Consider the following 17,517-nt stretch of genomic DNA (forward strand, 5'->3'; position numbering starts at 1 on the left):
GTGGTGCGCCGGGCACGGTCCAGGGCGTCGCGCCTGGCCCGCGGTAAGGGGCGGGCTGATCCGCCGACCAGTTGGGTGGCGGCTCGGGCGGGTTACCTTGACCGTCAGACATATCCCAATCCTGGCACGGTGACCCACGTCATGTGATGATCGTGGAGTGATCGCGCGCGAAGGATGGCCGAAAGGCGGTTTCTTAACGCAGACTGGGTGTGGCAAGGCCGTCCAGGTCCCCACTGGGCGGCTTTGAGGCCGCTCGGGGACGGAATCCAGGCACGTTCACGTCGCATGCGCCTAAAATTCGGCTTCCGGTGGCTATGGCTTACGACCCTGTACCGCTGGGCCGCTGGACAGGGGTACCCTTCGACGGATCGCCTGGGTTCGCCCGAATACTCCCAAACTGCGTAGAACAAATGAGGGGCCATGAAAGGACGCGTGCTGGTCGTCGACGACGACGCCGCTCTTGCCGAGATGCTCGGCATCGTGTTGCGCGGAGAGGGGTTCGAGCCTTCTTTCGTCTCCGACGGGGACAAGGCGCTTGACGCCTTCCGTGATACCCGGCCCGATCTGGTCCTGCTCGATCTGATGCTGCCAGGGGCCGACGGCATCGACGTGTGCAGGCGGATCCGCGCCGAGTCCGGTGTCCCGATAGTGATGCTCACCGCCAAGAGCGACACCATCGACGTCGTGCTCGGGCTGGAGTCCGGGGCCGACGACTACATTGTCAAGCCGTTCAAGCCCAAGGAACTGGTCGCGCGGGTGCGGGCCAGGCTCCGCCGTACCGACGAGCCGACGCCGGAGATCCTCCAGATCGGTGACATCACGATCGACGTGGCCGGGCACTCCGTGAAGCGGGGCGAGGAGACCATCAACCTCACGCCCCTGGAGTTCGACCTGCTGGTCGCGCTGGCCCGCAAGCCGCGCCAGGTGTTCACCCGCGAGGTGCTGCTCGAACAGGTCTGGGGCTACCGGCACGCCGCCGACACCCGGCTGGTCAACGTGCACGTCCAGCGGCTGCGCGCGAAAATCGAGAAAGACCCCGAGCACCCTGAGATCGTGGTGACGGTGCGCGGGGTGGGATACAAGGCCGGACCGGCCTGACGGCCGCTTCGCCGTCCGCTTGCAACGTTCCCCCGACGACGGATCCGAGATGCCCCCGCGGAAAGGTAAGCCCAAACGCAGGACACTGATGCAGATCCTGCGCGGCGTGCGCAGGAGGGCGCGTCGCCTCGCAGGGCGGGTCCGTCGTGCCCAGCAGCGGTCGCTGCAGCTCCGGGTGGTCACCAGCACCCTGGTCATCTCGGTCACGGTGGTGGCGGTCCTCGGGTTCTTCCTGATGCAGCAGTTCACCACCACGGTGGTGCAGGGCCGGGTCGCCGCGGCGGGCAAGGACGCCCTCGCCGACCGCACCGCGATCGTCGGCCAGCTCAACGAGCAGACCGCGGACCCCGACGATCAGGGCGCGGGCGGATCCGGAGACCCGCGGCAGAGCGCCACCGACCTCCCCATCGACCGGGCGGCCACCGCGCTGGCCAACCGCGCCGGCGAGTCCAGCCGGTACACGGTGATCATCAGAAATCTGACCATACCGGGCGCCTACCGCGCGACGAACGAGATCGATCCGCGCAGCATCCCCACCAAGCTCGAACACGACCTGCGCGACGCCGAGCCCAACGAGCCGATCCCGCAGCTCACGTCCTCGCTGTACCACATCGGCGACCCAGAGCCCCAGCCCGGACTGGTGATCGGCGTCCGGGTCGACAACGGCTATGAGATCTTCCACTTCTTCCCGTTGACGGAGGAGGCCGAGCTGCTGTCGTCGGTACGGCAGGCGCTCGTCGTGGTCGGCATCGCCCTCGTACTGCTGCTCGCCGCCATCGCCTCCCTGGTCACCCGCCAGGTCGTCACCCCCGTACGGCTGGCCCGGCAGGCCGCCGAGCGGCTGGCCGCCGGACGCCTGGAAGAACGCCTCCAGGTCCGCGGCGAGGACGACCTAGCCCGGCTGGCCGCCTCGTTCAACGAGATGGCCGCCAACCTGGCGCTCAAGATCCACCAGTTGGAGGAGCTGTCGCAGGTCCAGCGGCAGTTCGTCTCCGACGTCTCGCACGAGCTGCGCACCCCGCTCACCACCGTGCGGATGGCGGCCGACCTGCTCTACGAGGCCCGCGAGGGGTTCGACGCCTCCGCCGCGCGGGCCGCCGAGCTGATGCAGGCCCAGCTCGAACGCTTCGAGTCGATGCTCGCCGACCTGCTGGAGATCAGCAGGTACGACGCGGGTGCGGCCACCCTCGACATCGACTCGGTCGACGTACGCAACGTCGTACTTCGTGCCGTGGCCGACTCCGAGGCGCTGGGGGAGAAGCAGGGCACCCGGTTCGACCTGCGGCTGCCCAGCGAGCCGTGCATGGCCGAGATCGACAGCCGCCGGGTCGAGCGCATCCTGCGCAACCTGCTGTTCAACGCCATCGAGCACGGCGAGGGCAAGGAGATCGTGGTCACCGTGGGGGCCGACCGCGACGCGGTGGCGGTGGCCGTCCGCGACCACGGCGTCGGGCTGCGGCCGGGGGAGGAGAACATGGTGTTCGACCGGTTCTGGCGGGCCGACCCCTCGCGGGCACGGACCATCGGCGGTACCGGGCTCGGGCTCGCCATCTCCCGCGAGGACGCGATGCTGCACGGCGGGTGGCTCCAGGCGTGGGGCTCGCCGGGGGAGGGGTCGCAGTTCCGGCTGTCGCTGCCCCGGGCGGCCGGCAGCGAGCTGAAGGGCTCGCCGTTGTCGCTGGTGCCGCCCGAGATCGAGATGCGGCGCACCTGGCGCGGCCACGTCACCCCGGCGCTCACCGCCGGTCCCGGTGACCGTGTTCTGGACGGGGGAGTGTCGTGACGGGGGGATGGCGCAGGAGGCTCCTCGCGGGGTGCGTCGCGCTCGCGGCCGTGGCGGCGGGGTCGGGCTGCGCGACGATCCCGACCGGCAGCCCGGCGGAGTTCGAGGAGGGCGTGCAGGGCGACCCGCTGCGCAAGCCGTACGTGCGGATGATCGCCATCCCGCCGCGCCCGGAGTGGGGGCCGGCCCAGGTGCTGGAGGGATTCCTGGCGGCGATGGCCGCGGTGGACGATCCCGGCTGGAGCGTGGCCAGGCGGTACCTCACCGGCGACGCCGCGCGGAGCTGGCGGCCCAACGTCCGCGTGACCGTCTACGACAAGGGCGTGATCAAGCCGCCCGGGCAACTCCCCGACAACGCCAGGGAGGCCCGGGTGACCTTGCAGGGCACGCGGGTGGGCGCGATCAACGACGAGGGCAAGTACAGCGCCGAGCTGGAGCCGCAGGGCGGGCTGATCCAGGAGTTCAAGCTGGTCAAGGAGCCCACGGGGTGGCGGATCGGCGAAGTGCCGCACGGGCTGCTGCTCACCGAGGCCGACATCCGCCGCAGCTACCGCAAGGTCAAGCTCTACTACCTGGACAGCACCAAGCGGGGCCTGGTGGTCGACGAGGTGCGCGTACCGCTGGACCCGAAGATCGACTTCGCGGAGAGCATCGTCAGGCGGCTGCTGAAGGGGCCGACCGCGACGCTGCGCGAGGCCGTGCGCAACGCGCTGCCCGCCGGCACCCGGCTGCGCGGCGTGTGGACCGAGGACGACAAGGTCATCGTCGATCTCAACGAGGCGGCGGCCAACGCGATCTCCTCGGGCGGCGGTGATGACGTGGACGCCATGGCGGCGCAGATCGGCTGGACGCTGAACCAGCTCACCGAGCGCTGGGAGGTCGAGATCCGGGTCAACGGCGACCCCTATTACGCGAGTTCCGGTACGCCGCTGCGCGTGGGATACGACCGTTATGGGCACTTCGACCCGTGGCTGACCGGGGGAGTCCGCGACACCTACGTCATGGCGAACGGCGCGCTGCACACAGTGGGGGCCGAGGGCAAGCTCACGCCCGTGGCCGGCCAGGCGGGCCAGCCCGGGGAGGCGCACATCGACCCGGCCGTCGCCGCCCAGGGCCGTACGGTCGCCGCGCTCAACGCCGACGGCGACGCGATCGAGGTCGCCCCGCTGGCGCAGGGCGGCCAGTGGCGGCGCTGGATCACCGGAGAGAACCTCACCGCCCCGTCATGGGACCGCTACGACACGGTCTGGACCGTGGCCCGCGTCGGCGAGCGCTCCTCCCGCGTGTACCGGCACGACGGCACCCGGCAGGTCCGTGTGGCGGCGGCGGGCCTGGAGACCGTCGGCGTACAGAACCTGCGGGTGGCCAGGGACGGCGTGCGCGTCGCGGCCGTGGTCGAGGACCAGGCGGGCGTCCACGTCAAGGTCGGCATCATCATGGTCCAGGCCAGCGGCACCCAGATCGTCAACCTCCAGACGCTCGCCACCGCCGCGGACGGCCAGAAGATCGTGGACATCGCCTGGCGGGACGCGACCACGCTGCTCGTCCTGACCAGCAGCAAGTCGGGGCAGGAGATCATCGCGGTGTCGGTCACCGACGGCACCAGCGAGCCGTTCAAGGCCGACGCGCGGATCGACTCCATCACCGCCTTCGAGGACCGCATCATCGCGGGCGTGATGGACCCCGAGGAGGGCAAGAGCGAGGTCCTCTACTGGGACAGCAAGGGCGCCTGGGTGCCCCTCCTGAAGAACCCGGCCACCTCGCCCGCTCTGCCCCTCGGCTGACGCTCTCACGGAGAGTCGCCGGGCGAAAACTGTCGGTGGCGGCTGCCATCGTAGCCCCATGCTCAGAAAAACCCTCGAACTCCTGTTGCCCTCCTCCTGCGCCGCCTGCGCCACCCCGACGACCACCGCGGCGCCCTCGCCCATCGCGCCCCGGGCCCCGGATTTCCAGCGGCCGTGGGCCGTAGGCGCGGGCGCGGCAGGCGTCGATGGCTCCGGGGCGGTGTGGGCCGGTGGTGTGTTGTGCGGGCGGTGTGCGGCGGGGGTGTGCGGGGAGGTGCGGCGGCGGATGCCGGCGCCCGTGCCGGCCGGGCTGCCGGAGTGCTGGTCGGCGGCCGATTACGCCGGGCCGGTGCGGCGGGCGGTCATCGCGTACAAGGAGCGCGGCCGGACGGCGCTCGCCCGGCCGCTGGCCGCCGTCGCGGCGCAGGTGCTCGGCGTGGCCCTTGACGCGGTGATCGGGCCCCACCCGCCGGTGGTGGGCGTCGTCCCGGTGCCCAGTCTGCGGGCGGCTCGCGGACGGCGCGGCCACGATCCGGTCGGCCGGCTGGCCGCGCTCACCGTCCGCGCGCTGGCCCGCTCGGGCCGCCCGGCCGTTCTGTGCCCGTTTGTCGAGCACCGCAGGCGGGTGGCCGACCAGGCAGGGCTGAGCGCGTCCCTGCGGGCCGCCAACCTCTCGGGCGCCTTTCGCTTACGGCGTGGGCGCGGCGGCGCCGTGCCCCGGGCCCGGCCGCCCTCCGGGGTCGCCGTGCTCCTCGACGACGTGGTGACCACCGGCGCCACGCTGGCCGAGGCCGCGCTCACCCTGCGGGCCGCCGGCCTGTGCGTCCCGCTCGCGGTGACCCTCGCCGCCACCCCGCGAAGGCACCCCTTACGCAGGGCCGGATTTCGGCCCGTCCGCAAGCCACTCGAACCACTGGAGCCCCAGGTGACGACACCAAGCCGACACGCCGAAGGTACCGAATTCCAAGGTCACATAGCGTGAGAAGCGTCATATGCTACGCCACTAACCTTTCCGCTACATCTTCCTACCCCGATCCCGTCACCTGCGCTGCTCAAGGGATGCGAGCGGGTTTCGCGCCGCCGGGCCCGCCCACGAACGTGGGCCTCTCCCGGCGTGCCCCACCCTCCCGAAGCTCACGCGATGTGATCAACCGGTAGATCCTGCGGCTGACATTCGGGCAGGTTCCGGATAGCGTTCGGAACATGGCACCCGTTCGGGTCCGTGGTTGCGCAGAGCCGGGGCTCCCGGCTCCGCTAGCCGATGCCAGCCGCAGGCGAAACGGTCCACGTAAGACGACTTTTTGTCGATCGATCACGGTGCGGCTTAGAGGTAAGTCCTGCCCTCCCGGGGGGTCCGATGCCCCCCGTCAGAGGAGAAGGGCAGTAGTGGCATGGAGCTGCGAGACCCTCAGCAGGCGGATGTGGGGACGAAGACCAGGTCGGCCGGACGGGTGCCGACCAAAATTCCGGTTAACAGACGCGCTGCCAGGCAATGAAGCGACCGTGACGACTCCATTGCGAGGTGAAGGAGGAGTCATCTGCGTGTCCGCTGAAAGACCGCCCGGCGTTCGCCCGGGTTCGCTGTCGAGAGACGAAGGGGGGCTGTTGCATGGACGTCATCGTCAAGGGACGGCACACCGGAGTGAGTGACCGTTTCCGCGACCATGCGACCGTCAAGCTGGCCAAGATGGAGCGTTTGGACAGCAAGCTCATCCGAGTCGATGTAGAGGTGTCGAAAGAGCGCAATCCGCGTCTCAGCGACCAACGGGAGCGGGTGGAGCTCACGATCCACTCGCGCGGCCCTGCGGTGCGCGCCGAGGCGTCGGCCGACGACCGGTTCGCGGCCCTCGACCTGGCGCTCGACAAGCTGGAGAACAGGTTGCGGCGGATCGCCGATCGGCGAAAGGTCCATCACGGCAACCGCGTCCCCCCGTCCATCGCGAAGATCACCTCCGCCGCCCCCGCCTACCAGGGCGCGCCCGACCTCGCGGCCGAAATGGCGCAAGCCGTACCGGCTGCGCCAGAGGCGACGGCCGCGCGACCCGAGCCCGAGCCGGCGGCGAAAACGTTCACGACCAGAGCCGACGGCTATGAGGAGCCCACCGTGCCGATCGAGATGGATGGTGACGGACCGCTGGTGGTCAGGGAGAAGTTCCATCGCGCCGATCCGATCACGATCGACCAGGCGCTCCTGGAGATGGAGCTGGTCGGGCACGACTTCTACCTCTTCCGCGACAAGGAGAGCGGCCACCCGAGCGTCGTCTACCGCCGCCGCGGATACGACTACGGCGTACTCCGGCTCGTGGAGGCGTGACAGCGGCGCAATGAAGATCCTTTCGACCATCCCGATGACCGGAACCCGTGTAATCATGGCGGATCAGAGGCTCTAAACCCCACGGCGAGGAGGAGTTGTGAGCGAGCGAGCCAGGAGGTGCGGCGTCCCGCGACAGAAAAGGGACGCCGAGTGCGCGAGGCCGGTGAAGGATGTCCTGTGACAGGGCCTGAGGCTGGGCCTGGCAGCGGGTCCGGTGAGACGGGCCGGCGTGGCGGCGGCGACGAGCCCATCCGCGTGCTGATCGTCGACGATCACGCGCTGATCCGCCGCAGCCTGGAACTGGCCCTTTCCGCCGAGGCGGACATCGAGGTGGTCGGAGAAGCGAGCGACGGGCGGGAGGCGGTCGAGCTCGCCGACCGCCTCCTGCCCGATGTCGCGCTGATGGACGTCCGGATGCCGAAACTCAGCGGCATCGAGGCGACCAGGGGCATCAAGGAGTCGGTGCCGAGCACGCGCATCATCATGCTGACGGTGAGCGACGAGGAGGAAGACCTCTTCGAGGCCATCAAGGCGGGCGCGACCGGATACCTGCTCAAGGACGTCCAGCTCGACGAGGTGCCCGACGCGGTACGCGGCGTGCACGAAGGACAGTCATTGATCAACCCGGCCATGGCCGCGAAACTGATCAGCGAGTTCGCGAGCATGAGCCGCAAGGAGGCCGAACGCCCGCCGCAGCTCCCGGTGCCGAGGCTCACCGACCGGGAGATGGAGGTACTCCGGCTGGTGGCCAAGGGCATGAACAACCGGGAGATCGCCAAGCAGTTGTTCATCTCAGAGAACACGGTGAAGAACCACGTTCGCAACATCCTGGACAAACTCCAGCTCCATTCCAGGATGGAGGCGGTGGTGTACGCCGTCAGAGAGCGCATGTTAGAGATCACCTGACGACTTCCCCACGGGAACTCACCGGTACCCCAGGGAAGACCCCAGACCGGGGCGGACGCGCCATCGTCCGCCCCGCCGCCGGCGGCAGGTGTACCCCCCTCAGGGAAGAACGGTGATCACGTCCTGCAGAGCGGTGTGACTTTCCCGCGCCCGGAGTAGCCGACGTTCCTACTTGTCCTATTTGTGTCTCCGCCCTACGAGCGATCGAAAGGGGCGGGGTGGTGGCCTTCCCAGATCCGGCGGGATGCCTGTTCGGGGTAGGGGAGAGTCTTCGACTCGGCGTCCAGGACGCGGGTGAGGTGCCCGCCGGGCCGGTGGGCGGACCAGCCCGCGTCGCCGGTGGTGACGAAGCGGACCCATGCCTCCTGGAGTTCGCGGGAGAGCGCGACGGCCTCGGGAGAGGGCTCCTCGCCGATGAGCTGGGTGCCGACGGGGCTGTCCAGCGTGCCGAACGCCAGGGGCACGTCGAGGCTGTGGCAGGCGCCCAGGATGCCGCCGAGGGCCGGGGCGACCCAGCACAGTTCGAACAGGTACGAGGTGCCGCCGGCTGCGGCGTTCGCCTCGGCCAGCTTCTGTGACGGCATGCGGAAGAGGGCGTCGGAGTACACCGTCTCCACCAGTTCCTCCGGGCCTGCCTGCGGGAACGCGGCACGGTAGGCCCGCGCGCCGTCCGGCTGCGGGGCGTGCAGTTCCAGGGCTGCGTGGGCGTCCTGCTCGGTGAAGGTGCCGTACCGTCCGCTCATGACGCTGAAGTACCGGAATTCGTCCCGGGTGTGGCCGACGAGCAGCTCCGTCCCGCTCGCGCGCGCGCCGGTCAGCGCGGGCCAGGGCGTTTCGGGGAGGACCTCGCCGTCGACGACGGGGCACAGCGCGGTGCCGGTCTCCGTGAGGCGTCCCCAGCTCTCCCGGTGCGCGTGGAGGTCGGCGTTGAAGGAGGTGAGCTCGGCGGCCAGGTGCCATGGGTCGATGTCGCGCAGGGCCTCGGCGGTGGGGGCCGCCGCGCCGAGCCGGTTCGCGAACGCGGCGGTGACCTGCCGTGCCAGCGCGGGGGTGCTGTGCAGCCCCGGCACCGAATGGGCGATGGCCCGCCGGAACAGGCCGCGCGCCGGCTTCATCGTCAGCAGGGCGGCGACCGACCCTGCCCCGGCAGACACCCCGGCCACGGTGACCCGGCCGGGGTCGCCTCCGAAGGCGGCGATGTTGCGCTGCACCCACTCCAGCGCCGCGATCTGGTCGAGGAATCCGCGGTTGGGCGGCGCTTCGTCGAGGAACGCGAAACCCTCCGCGCCCACGCGGCAGTTGATGGTCACCACGACGAGTCCCGCCTCGGCCAGCGCTTCCGGGTCGAACATCGGGTCGCTCGATGCCGCCGAGAGGTAGCCGCCCACGGGGATCCACACCAGCACCGGCAGTCCCGCCGCGCCGGGATCCGGCGTGCCGACGTTGAGCGTCAGCCAGTCGGTGCCCTGCGGGGGCACGTCGATCGGCAGGGACAGCGGCACCAGGGGGCCGAACTCGACCGCCTGCCTCGCCCCCTCCCAACGGTGCGGCGGCGCGGGCGCGGCGAAGCGGAGCGCTCCGACCGGGGGCTGGGCGTAGGGGATGCCGCGGAACACCGCGTGCCCCTGCCGCCGGCGCCCCTGCACCACGCCTTCCGTGGTCCGTGCCTTTGGCTGTTCGGACATGCCGATTCCTTCCCTCGAGTGGACCCAGGATTATGGGTCAGGTGTATTATGTCAACTGTATTGGAACAGTCCCGGGGTACGAGGGAGGGGCCGGCGATGCCGAAACAGGTGGATCACCGCGGACGCCGCGAAGTGATCGCCCGCGCGCTGTGGCGGGTGGTGGAGCAGCGCGGCGTCGCGCATCTGACGATGCGCGTGGTGGCGCAGGAGGCGGGCATGTCACTCGGGCAGCTGCAGCACTACTTCGCCTCCCGGACCGCCATGCTCTCCTTCGCCATGGACTTCGCGTCCGAGCAGACCTCGGTGCGCGTACACCAGGGGCTCGAAAAGCTCGGTGACCGTCCGCACCCCCGTGACGTGCTGCGACTGACGCTCGCGGAGATGCTCCCCCTGCATGCCGACGCCCGCGCGACCAGCCGGATGAGCGCCGCCTACGTCCTGGAAGCGCTGCACGACGAGGCCGTCCACGAGCAGGCGCGCCGTGGCCTCGTCCAAGGGCGGGCCCTCATCGAGCGGTTGGTCCGCCAAGCGGTCGCCGACGGGCACATCGCCCCTGACCGCGACCCGGCGACCGAGACCAACCTGCTCCTCGCCCTCACCGGCCTCACCCCCCTGATCGAACTGGACGTGATCAGGCCCCGGGACGCGCTCGCCGCGATCGATCTGCATCTGGACAGGCTGTTCACCGGGAAGGATCGGAGCGCGTGACCTGCGCCCGGGCGACTGGCCGCAGGCATCCACCGGGGAGTCCTGCCCGTCGGCCACGACGCGTTCCCCGACCTGGCCTGGGCTGGCCTCAGGGGAGTCGGAGGGTGGAGGGGGTGACGCGCTCGATGTGGACGTCGGTGCAGCCGACCCATTCGGCCGCCGAGTGCAGGGCGTCCGTCATGGCCTCGATGTGTGGTCGGGCTGTGGTGCCGGGCTCGAAGGAGACGTGGCGGGCGACCAGGGTGGAGCCTTCGCGGGCCGGGTCGACGCGGCCGATGAGGCGGCCTCCCGCCAGGACCGGCATCGTGAAGTAGCCGTGGACCCGCTTGTCCTTCGGGACGTACGCCTCCAGGCGGTGGTTGAAGCCGAAGACCCGCTCGGTGCGGGCGCGGTCCCAGACCAGGGAGTCGAAGGGCGACAGCAGCGTGGTGCGGTGATGCCCGCGCGGCTCGGACTCCAGGGCGGTGGGATCGGCCCAGGCGTTGGGCGCTTTCGCCGGGCCTTGGGCCGCGCGGTCCGTGCGGCGGGCGCGGGTGGCGGGCCAGCCGGCGACGTGGACCGGGACCAGGCCGGTGGCGCCGCTCCGTAGCGCCTCGTCCAGGATGGCCGCGTGCGAGCCCTTCAGGCGCAGGAAGTCGACCAGGTCGGCGCGGGTGGCGATGCCGAGGGCCGCGCCCGCCGTACCGGCCAGGCGCGCGACGCACTCCTCGTCGGTCAGGTCGGTGTCGAGCAGCGGGGCGGGCACCGCGCGCTCGGCGATGTCGTAGACCCTCCGCCAGCCCACGCGACGGGTGCACACGACCTCGCCGATGTCGAGCAGCCACTCCACCGCGATCTTGACATCCGACCAGTCCCACCACGGACCGCCGTTCTTCGCCCCGCCGAGGTCGGTGGTGGTCAGCGGGCCGTCCGCACGGACCCTGTCGAGGACCTTGTCCACGCCGGACGGCACCTTGTGCCAGCGGAACTCACGCTCCCGGAAGGCCCGGCGGCGGAACGCGTAGAGCGGCCACTGGCCGAGGGGCAGGATGCACGCCGCGTGGCACCAGTACTCGAACGCGTCACCACCCCAGTAGGCCGCCTCCACCTTCTCCCGGGCGACCGGGCCGAGCCGGGCATAGGCGATCAACTCGTGCGAGCGCGCCAGCACCGAGATCGTGTCGAGCTGGACGGCCCCGAGCCTGCGCAGCACGGCGGGCACTCCACCGCGCCGCGCCCCGGCTCCGAGCAGCCCCTGCGCACGGAGAATGACCCGGCGTGCCTCATCGGGGGTCAGAGAGGTCAGCATGCGGGCGATGCTAGCGCCTGCCACCGACAAAACCGCTATACCGGTGTCGAGCATGACCCTTCGGCCCCGGGGACAGGCCAGGCTACGGGCCGATCGTCGATGGCCTTGCGGGCGGCCCATGCCGGTTTCCGGCGTCCGTTCTCCGGGGCTTCGGTCGTTCGCCGCTCGGCGGCGCCTCTCGGGGCTATTGGCCGCGTTCGAAGGGGGAGTGGTGTTCGGCGGCGGAGATGACACGGGGGGCGTCGACGATCACGTCGGAGAAGATGTCGAAGGCCAGGGCCAGGATGCCGCCCAGGGCGACGAGGCCCGCGCCGATCCAGAAGAAGAGCCAGTTCGGGCCGAGGCACAGCGCGATGCCCCCGGTCAGGAAGCCGAGCAGCATCACCGACACGGCCGCCCATGACGAGGCGCGGCCCGCGTGGCTCCCGTGTTCCAGGGCCTCGGTGACGCTTCCCTCGGTGCCGCGGGTCTCGGGTTCGTGGGTCTGGGGTTCGTGGTGTCCGATGTCTGCCATGAGTTCCCTTTCCTCGTACTGTCCCCCGGGCCGGTACGGCGGGCGGCGCATGGCGCGGCGGTGCGCCGTCCGCCGTACCGCATGCCGTATCCTCGCCACGAGGACACCGTGAGCGACACGATGGCCGACACATTGAAGCCGGCACGATGAGCCCGACGATGCGCGCGGAAAATGCCTTCGCTCGGAAAGCGCCCGCCGCGCGACCCCGTGGCGAAGCGCGGTCCACTTCGGCATACCCGAGGGCGCGGCCCATACGCATGGGGCGGTCCGCGCCGGTTCGGGTCACCGCGCTTACGTGCGCATTCACCTGGTATGCCGTACGGCGGAACTTTCCGGGCCGACGGGGCGTTTTCGCCGTTGGCTGTGTCAGGTGGCCGAAGCGCCTACGATGGCAACGGGGAAGTATGACTCGTCAGCCCGGCCGGGGTAGACCTGCGAGGAGCTTTACACAAAGTGGCTGCTATTCTCGACAAGATCCTTCGCGCTGGCGAAGGCAAGATCCTGCGCAAGCTGAAGCGGCTCGCCGACCAGGTCAACTCGATCGAGGACGACTTCAGAAACCTGTCGGACGCCGAGCTTCGCGCGCTGACCGACGAGTACAAGCAGCGATACGCCGACGGTGAGTCGCTCGACGACCTGCTGCCCGAGGCGTTCGCCACGGTCCGTGAGGCCGCCCGGAGAGTGCTCAGCCAGCGGCACTTCGACGTCCAGTTGATGGGCGGCGGCGCGCTGTACCTGGGCAACATCGCGGAGATGCGTACCGGTGAGGGCAAGACCCTGACCTGTACGCTGCCCGCCTACCTCAACGCGCTGACCGGCGAGGGCGTGCACGTCGTCACCGTCAACGACTATCTGGCCAAGCGCGACGCCGACACCATGGGCCGGGTGCACCGCTTCCTCGGCCTCGAAGTCGGCGTGATCCTGGCGAACATGCCTCCCGACGAGCGCCGCAAGCAGTACAACGCCGACATCACCTACGGCACGAACAACGAGTTCGGCTTCGACTACCTGCGCGACAACATGGCCTGGTCGCTGGAGGAGTGCGTCCAGCGCGGCCATCACTTCGCGATCGTCGACGAGGTCGACTCCATCCTGATCGACGAGGCCCGGACGCCGCTGATCATCTCCGGCCCCGGCGAGCAGTCCGGCAAGTGGTACCAGGAGTTCGCCAAGATCGCCCCGCGGCTGCGCCGCGGCACCGAGGGCAAGGACGGCCAGGAGCAGACCGGCGACTACGTCGTCGACGAGAAGAAGCGCACGGTCGGCATCTTCGAGTCCGGTGTGGAGAAGGTCGAGGACTGGCTCGGCATCGACAACCTCTACAAGCCCGAGCACACCCACCTGGTCGGCTTCCTCAACAACGCGCTCAAGGCCAAGGAGCTCTACAAGCGCGACAAGGACTACATCGTCGTCGAGGGCGAGGTCCTGATCGTCGACGAGTTCACCGGCCGCGTCCTGCACGGCCGCCGCTACAACGAGGGCATGCACCAGGCCATCGAGGCCAAGGAAGGCGTCCGGATCAAGGACGAGAACCAGACCCTCGCCACCGTCACGCTCCAGAACTACTTCCGCCTCTACAACAAGCTGGCCGGCATGACCGGTACCGCGGCGACCGAGGCCAACGAGTTCCACCAGACCTACAAGCTGGGCGTCGTCACGATCCCGACCAACAAGCCGATGGTCCGCAAGGACCAGGCCGACGTGGTCTACAAGACCGAGGACGCCAAGTTCGACGCCGTGGTGGACGACATCAAGGAGCGCTACTCCAGGGGCCAGCCGGTCCTGGTCGGCACCACGTCGGTGGAGAAGTCCGAGCGGCTGTCGAAGGCGCTGCGCCGCCAGGGCGTACCGCACGAGGTGCTGAACGCGAAGAACCACGCCAGGGAAGCCACGATCATCGCCGAGGCGGGGCGCAAGAGCGCCGTCACCGTGGCGACCAACATGGCCGGCCGTGGCACCGACATCATGCTCGGCGGCAACCCTGAGTTCCGCGCCGAGCAGGCGTTGCGCGACCGCGGCCTGGACCCGGTGGAGAGCCGGGAAGAATACGACAAGGCGTGGCCGGAGGAGCTGGAGAAGGCCAAGGAGGCCGTGCGCGCCGAGCACGACGAGGTCACCTCGCTCGGCGGCCTGTACGTCCTCGGCACCGAGCGGCACGAGTCGCGGCGCATCGACAACCAGTTGCGCGGTCGTTCCGGCCGGCAGGGCGACCCCGGCGAGTCCCGGTTCTACCTGTCGCTGGGCGATGACCTGATGCGCCTGTTCAACGCGGCCAGGGTCGAGACGATCATGACCCGGCTCAACATCCCGGACGACGTGCCGATCGAGTCCGGCATGGTCTCCAAGGCCATCGCCTCGGCCCAGAACCAGGTCGAGCAGCAGAACTTCGAGACCCGCAAGAACGTCCTCAAGTACGACGAGGTCATGAACCGCCAGCGCAAGGTGATCTACGCCGAGCGCCGCCGGGTCCTGGAGGGCGCCGACCTTCGCGACCAGATCCACGGCTTCGTCGCCGACGTCATCGACGACTACGTCACGGCCGCCACCGGCGAGGGCTTCGCCGAGGAATGGGATCTCGACAAGCTCTGGAAGGCGTTCGGCGAGCTCTACCCGGTGTCGGTGACCATCGACTGGCTGGTGGAGGCCGCGGGCAGCCGCGAGGAGCTGACCGCCGACGACCTCAGCAAGCGGATCAAGGAAGACGCGCTGGCCGCCTACCAGCGGCGCGAGGACGAGCTGGGCTCGGAGGCCATGCGCGAGCTGGAGCGCCGGGTCGTCCTTTCCGTGCTCGACCGCAAGTGGCGCGAGCACCTCTACGAGATGGACTACCTCCAGGAGGGCATCGGCCTGCGTGCGATGGCCCAGCGCGACCCGCTGGTGGAGTACCAGCGTGAGGGTTTCGACATGTTCGCCGCGATGCTCGACGGCATCAAGGAGGAGTCGGTCGGCTACCTGTTCAACCTTGAGGTCGAGGTGCAGACCAACCCGATCGTCGAGGAGGAGCAGGACGCGGAGGAGGACGCCGCGATCAGCGAGACCCGTTCGATCATCGCCCGCGGGCTGCGCGGCCCGGACCGGCCGGCCCAGCTTGAGTACACCGCGCCGGGCGAGACCGGCGAGGTGGAGCACACCCGGGTCAGCGCCACGCCGGAGGAGCGCGCCGCCTACGGCGACGTCAACCGCAACGCGCCCTGCCCGTGCGGTTCGGGCAAGAAGTACAAGCGCTGCCACGGCGACCCCAAGCACGCCGACAACGCCACCGTCTGACCCGCCGCCTCGGCGCGGAGAGATCCCGGCCCCCTGCTTCAAGGGCGCCGGGATCTCGGTGTTTCCGGGCGTCAGCGGGTGGTCTCGAACTCGGTGCAGCGCCAGTGGGCGCCGCGGCGTTCCAGGCGCATGGCCAGGACACGGGAGCGGCTGCCGCAGTGGACGAGCAGGCACATCTCCAGTACCGAGGCGTTGGTGCGGGAGATGTGCGGGGCCGACACGCGGACCGGGCCGTCGGCCTCGATGATCTTTCCGGCGCGGACCAGCTCGCCGTACGTCCGGTCGGTGACGTGCTGGGCGACCGTCGTCGGTGGCCGCTGCCCGGCCAGGACCTCGGCGAACGCCAGTCCCAGCGCCCGGATGCGCTGCTCGTCGGGATCGGCGGGCACCGGGCTGACGTAGGAGTCGCGCATCGGCACCTCCATCGGCTCAGGCGTCGGGACCGGTTCAGGATCCGGAGCCGGGGACGGCTTGCCCGCCGTGGCGTCGTACGGCGGATCGGCCACCGGCGAGGGACTGAACGTCGGCAGGAAGGGGGCATGAAAAAGGCGCTGCATAACGGACTCCGCAAGACTCTGAATCTGCGCGATGACGGGGGAGGGAAACGCCGGCGGCTGCTGCGCACGAGAAGAGTTTCTGGTCGGAACTCCAGATACCTCGGCCACCGGATATTCCATCCCGCGGCTCCTTGTGCCCGCCTTTTGCGGCAAAAGTGCAGCGAAGTTGGATCGGTGGTCAACCGGGCTGATCGCTGTTTCGGTACGCCCGGCTCGCCTTATCGGTCATCCGGAACTGATGCCGGCTCTCGGCCCGGAGTGGGGATGTTCAGCTTTCTGATGAGCACGCTGAACAGCGCGTAATAGAGCACGAAGTACACCAGCCCGGCGACCAGAATCACGCCCAGATTGCGGGTGTTGGACTTGGTGGCGTTGAGTAGCATGTCGATCGCGCCCGCCGAGAAGTTGAACCCGAGCCGGGCGTCCAGGGCCGACATCAGCGCCATCGAGGACCCGAGCAGCAGCGCGTGGACCACGAACAGCACCGGCGCGACGAAGATGAACGCGAACTCGATCGGCTCGGTGATCCCGGTGACGAAGGACGTGAGGCCCGCGCCCGCCATGATCCCGCCGACCGCGGCCCGGCGGCCGGGCGGGGCGGCCCGCCACATCGCCAGCGCCGCGGCGGGCAGGCCGAACATCATGATCGGGAAGAACCCGGTCATGAAGATCCCAGCGCCCTCCTGACCGGCGAAGTAGCAGTTCAGGTCGCCCGCGGCGGTACGCGTCGCGCCCTCGATGCCCGCCGTGCACTCCGGGATCGTGAACCACACGATCGTGTTCAGGAAGTGGTGCATGCCGAGCGGGATGAGCAGCCGGTTGGCGAGGCCGTAGATCCCGGTGCCCTCGGTGCCGTGCTCGGCCAGCCAGTCGCCCGCGCGCGTCAGCCCCTCGCCGATGGGCGGCCACAACAGGCCGAAGAGCACGCCGAGCAGCAGCGCCGCCACGGCGGTCACGATCGGCACGAACCGCCGCCCGCCGAAGAACGCCAGCCAGGAGGGCAGTTTGATCCGGTGGTAGCGCTGCCAGAGCAGCGCGGCGATGATCCCGATGAGGATTCCGCCGAGGACCCCGGTCGGGTTCTGCACCCCGAGATCGACCCGGGCCTCCGGCTGCCCGGCGGGACCGAGCGCGTTGACCACGACCTTGCGATACACCGCGCTGGTGGGCGCGGCGGAGAAGAACATCACCTTGGTCACCCGGTCGAAGACCAGGTAGCCGACCAGGGCGGCGAGCGCGGTCGATCCGTCGGCGCGGCGGGCGAAACCGATCGCAACGCCGATCGCGAACAGCACCGGCAGATTGTCGAACAGCGCCCCGCCGGCCGCCGCGAAGATCGCCGCCACCCGGTCGAGCACCGCGTTGTCGGTCCGGCCCAGCAGATCGTCCTGCCCGAACCGGAGCAGCAGCCCGGCCGCGGGCAGCACCGCGATCGGCAGCATCAGCGACCGGCCGATCCGCTGCAACACCCCGAACACGCCCGGCCGGCCCGAACCCCCGCGCTCCGCGACCGCCTGGCCCATCGCCACCCCCGTACACAGGTCACTGCGGGGGATGCTCGCTACCTACCCGTTCCACGCCCCCGCTCCCGCACCACCCCCACGTCCCCGTTG

Annotated in this window: 13 protein-coding genes; 8 read left to right on the top strand and 5 right to left on the bottom strand. The window is 69.9% G+C overall.

Annotation, left to right across the window (positions count from 1 at the left end; all coding sequences use genetic code 11):
* Positions 1 to 420 precede the first annotated feature (420 nt).
* The 6 genes from mtrA (at position 421) to C1I98_RS18310 (ending at position 7,885) form a co-directional block, all read left to right on the top strand.
* The gene (gene mtrA, locus C1I98_RS18285) at positions 421 to 1,098 is read left to right on the top strand and encodes an MtrAB system response regulator MtrA (protein ID WP_030509347.1); all 678 of its coding nucleotides are present in this window, start codon (positions 421 to 423) and stop codon (positions 1,096 to 1,098) included.
* A 49-nt stretch (positions 1,099 to 1,147) separates the two neighbouring features.
* Positions 1,148 to 2,881 (top strand): MtrAB system histidine kinase MtrB, encoded by a 1,734-nt coding sequence (gene mtrB / locus C1I98_RS18290; RefSeq protein WP_111168665.1) that lies wholly within the window; start codon positions 1,148 to 1,150, stop codon positions 2,879 to 2,881.
* A complete protein-coding gene (locus tag C1I98_RS18295) occupies positions 2,878 to 4,665 on the top strand; it encodes an LpqB family beta-propeller domain-containing protein (protein ID WP_111168666.1) in 1,788 nt (595 codons plus the stop codon). The genes mtrB and C1I98_RS18295 overlap by 4 nt, the downstream gene beginning before the upstream one ends.
* Before the next feature lie 58 nt (positions 4,666 to 4,723).
* Positions 4,724 to 5,647 (top strand): ComF family protein, encoded by a 924-nt coding sequence (locus tag C1I98_RS18300; protein ID WP_146607501.1) that lies wholly within the window; start codon positions 4,724 to 4,726, stop codon positions 5,645 to 5,647.
* A gap of 627 nt (positions 5,648 to 6,274) precedes the next feature.
* A complete protein-coding gene (gene hpf / locus C1I98_RS18305) occupies positions 6,275 to 6,979 on the top strand; it encodes a ribosome hibernation-promoting factor, HPF/YfiA family (protein ID WP_111168668.1) in 705 nt (234 codons plus the stop codon).
* A 249-nt stretch (positions 6,980 to 7,228) separates the two neighbouring features.
* The gene (locus C1I98_RS18310) at positions 7,229 to 7,885 is read left to right on the top strand and encodes a response regulator (protein WP_111168675.1); all 657 of its coding nucleotides are present in this window, start codon (positions 7,229 to 7,231) and stop codon (positions 7,883 to 7,885) included.
* A gap of 194 nt (positions 7,886 to 8,079) precedes the next feature.
* Here the strand turns inward: C1I98_RS18310 and C1I98_RS18315 are convergent, their stop codons facing one another.
* Positions 8,080 to 9,570, bottom strand: coding sequence for a carboxylesterase/lipase family protein (locus C1I98_RS18315; RefSeq protein ID WP_111168669.1), 1,491 nt, complete (start codon positions 9,568 to 9,570; stop codon positions 8,080 to 8,082).
* Positions 9,571 to 9,666: 96 nt separating this feature from the next.
* On the opposite strand from C1I98_RS18315, the gene C1I98_RS18320 reads away from it, so the two are divergent.
* Complete coding sequence (locus C1I98_RS18320) at positions 9,667 to 10,278, top strand: TetR/AcrR family transcriptional regulator (RefSeq protein WP_111168670.1); 612 nt, start codon at positions 9,667 to 9,669, stop codon at positions 10,276 to 10,278.
* A gap of 88 nt (positions 10,279 to 10,366) precedes the next feature.
* On the opposite strand, the gene C1I98_RS18325 is transcribed toward C1I98_RS18320, so the two are convergent.
* Together C1I98_RS18325 and C1I98_RS18330 are read right to left on the bottom strand one after the other, a co-directional pair.
* Positions 10,367 to 11,566 carry a winged helix-turn-helix domain-containing protein gene (locus tag C1I98_RS18325; RefSeq protein WP_111168671.1) on the bottom strand — a complete coding sequence of 400 codons (1,200 nt, stop codon included), beginning with the start codon at positions 11,564 to 11,566 and terminating at the stop codon, positions 10,367 to 10,369.
* Between the two features lie 184 nt (positions 11,567 to 11,750).
* Positions 11,751 to 12,080, bottom strand: a complete 330-nt coding sequence (locus C1I98_RS18330) for an HGxxPAAW family protein (protein WP_233507971.1) — start codon at positions 12,078 to 12,080, stop codon at positions 11,751 to 11,753.
* A gap of 453 nt (positions 12,081 to 12,533) precedes the next feature.
* Here C1I98_RS18330 and secA point away from each other — a divergent pair, with 453 nt between their 5' ends.
* Positions 12,534 to 15,347: a preprotein translocase subunit SecA gene (gene secA / locus C1I98_RS18335; RefSeq protein WP_111168672.1), complete on the top strand. Its 2,814-nt coding sequence runs from the start codon at positions 12,534 to 12,536 to the stop codon at positions 15,345 to 15,347.
* A 71-nt stretch (positions 15,348 to 15,418) separates the two neighbouring features.
* On the opposite strand, the gene C1I98_RS18340 is transcribed toward secA, so the two are convergent.
* Positions 15,419 to 15,904, bottom strand: a complete 486-nt coding sequence (locus C1I98_RS18340; RefSeq protein WP_111168673.1) for an Rv3235 family protein — start codon at positions 15,902 to 15,904, stop codon at positions 15,419 to 15,421.
* 218 nt (positions 15,905 to 16,122) lie between these two features.
* Positions 16,123 to 17,427 (bottom strand): PTS transporter subunit EIIC, encoded by a 1,305-nt coding sequence (locus tag C1I98_RS18345; protein ID WP_111168674.1) that lies wholly within the window; start codon positions 17,425 to 17,427, stop codon positions 16,123 to 16,125.
* Between the last annotated feature and the right edge of the window lie 90 nt (positions 17,428 to 17,517).

It is taken from the genome of Spongiactinospora gelatinilytica (assembly GCF_003236385.1).
Classification (GTDB): Bacteria; Actinomycetota; Actinomycetes; order Streptosporangiales; family Streptosporangiaceae; genus Spongiactinospora; species Spongiactinospora gelatinilytica.

What these genes read in the sequence shown, in the direction of transcription:
- mtrA (WP_030509347.1), top strand. Translation starts at nt 421, where the DNA reads ATGAAAGGACGCGTGCTGGTCGTCGACGACGACGCCGCTCTTGCCGAG.
- mtrB (WP_111168665.1), top strand. Translation starts at nt 1,148, where the DNA reads ATGCCCCCGCGGAAAGGTAAGCCCAAACGCAGGACACTGATGCAGATC.
- C1I98_RS18300 (WP_146607501.1), top strand. Translation starts at nt 4,724, where the DNA reads ATGCTCAGAAAAACCCTCGAACTCCTGTTGCCCTCCTCCTGCGCCGCC.
- hpf (WP_111168668.1), top strand. Translation starts at nt 6,275, where the DNA reads ATGGACGTCATCGTCAAGGGACGGCACACCGGAGTGAGTGACCGTTTC.
- C1I98_RS18315 (WP_111168669.1), bottom strand. Translation starts at nt 9,570, where the DNA reads ATGTCCGAACAGCCAAAGGCACGGACCACGGAAGGCGTGGTGCAGGGG.
- C1I98_RS18320 (WP_111168670.1), top strand. Translation starts at nt 9,667, where the DNA reads ATGCCGAAACAGGTGGATCACCGCGGACGCCGCGAAGTGATCGCCCGC.
- C1I98_RS18325 (WP_111168671.1), bottom strand. Translation starts at nt 11,566, where the DNA reads ATGCTGACCTCTCTGACCCCCGATGAGGCACGCCGGGTCATTCTCCGT.
- C1I98_RS18330 (WP_233507971.1), bottom strand. Translation starts at nt 12,080, where the DNA reads ATGGCAGACATCGGACACCACGAACCCCAGACCCACGAACCCGAGACC.
- C1I98_RS18340 (WP_111168673.1), bottom strand. Translation starts at nt 15,904, where the DNA reads ATGCAGCGCCTTTTTCATGCCCCCTTCCTGCCGACGTTCAGTCCCTCG.
- C1I98_RS18345 (WP_111168674.1), bottom strand. Translation starts at nt 17,427, where the DNA reads ATGGGCCAGGCGGTCGCGGAGCGCGGGGGTTCGGGCCGGCCGGGCGTG.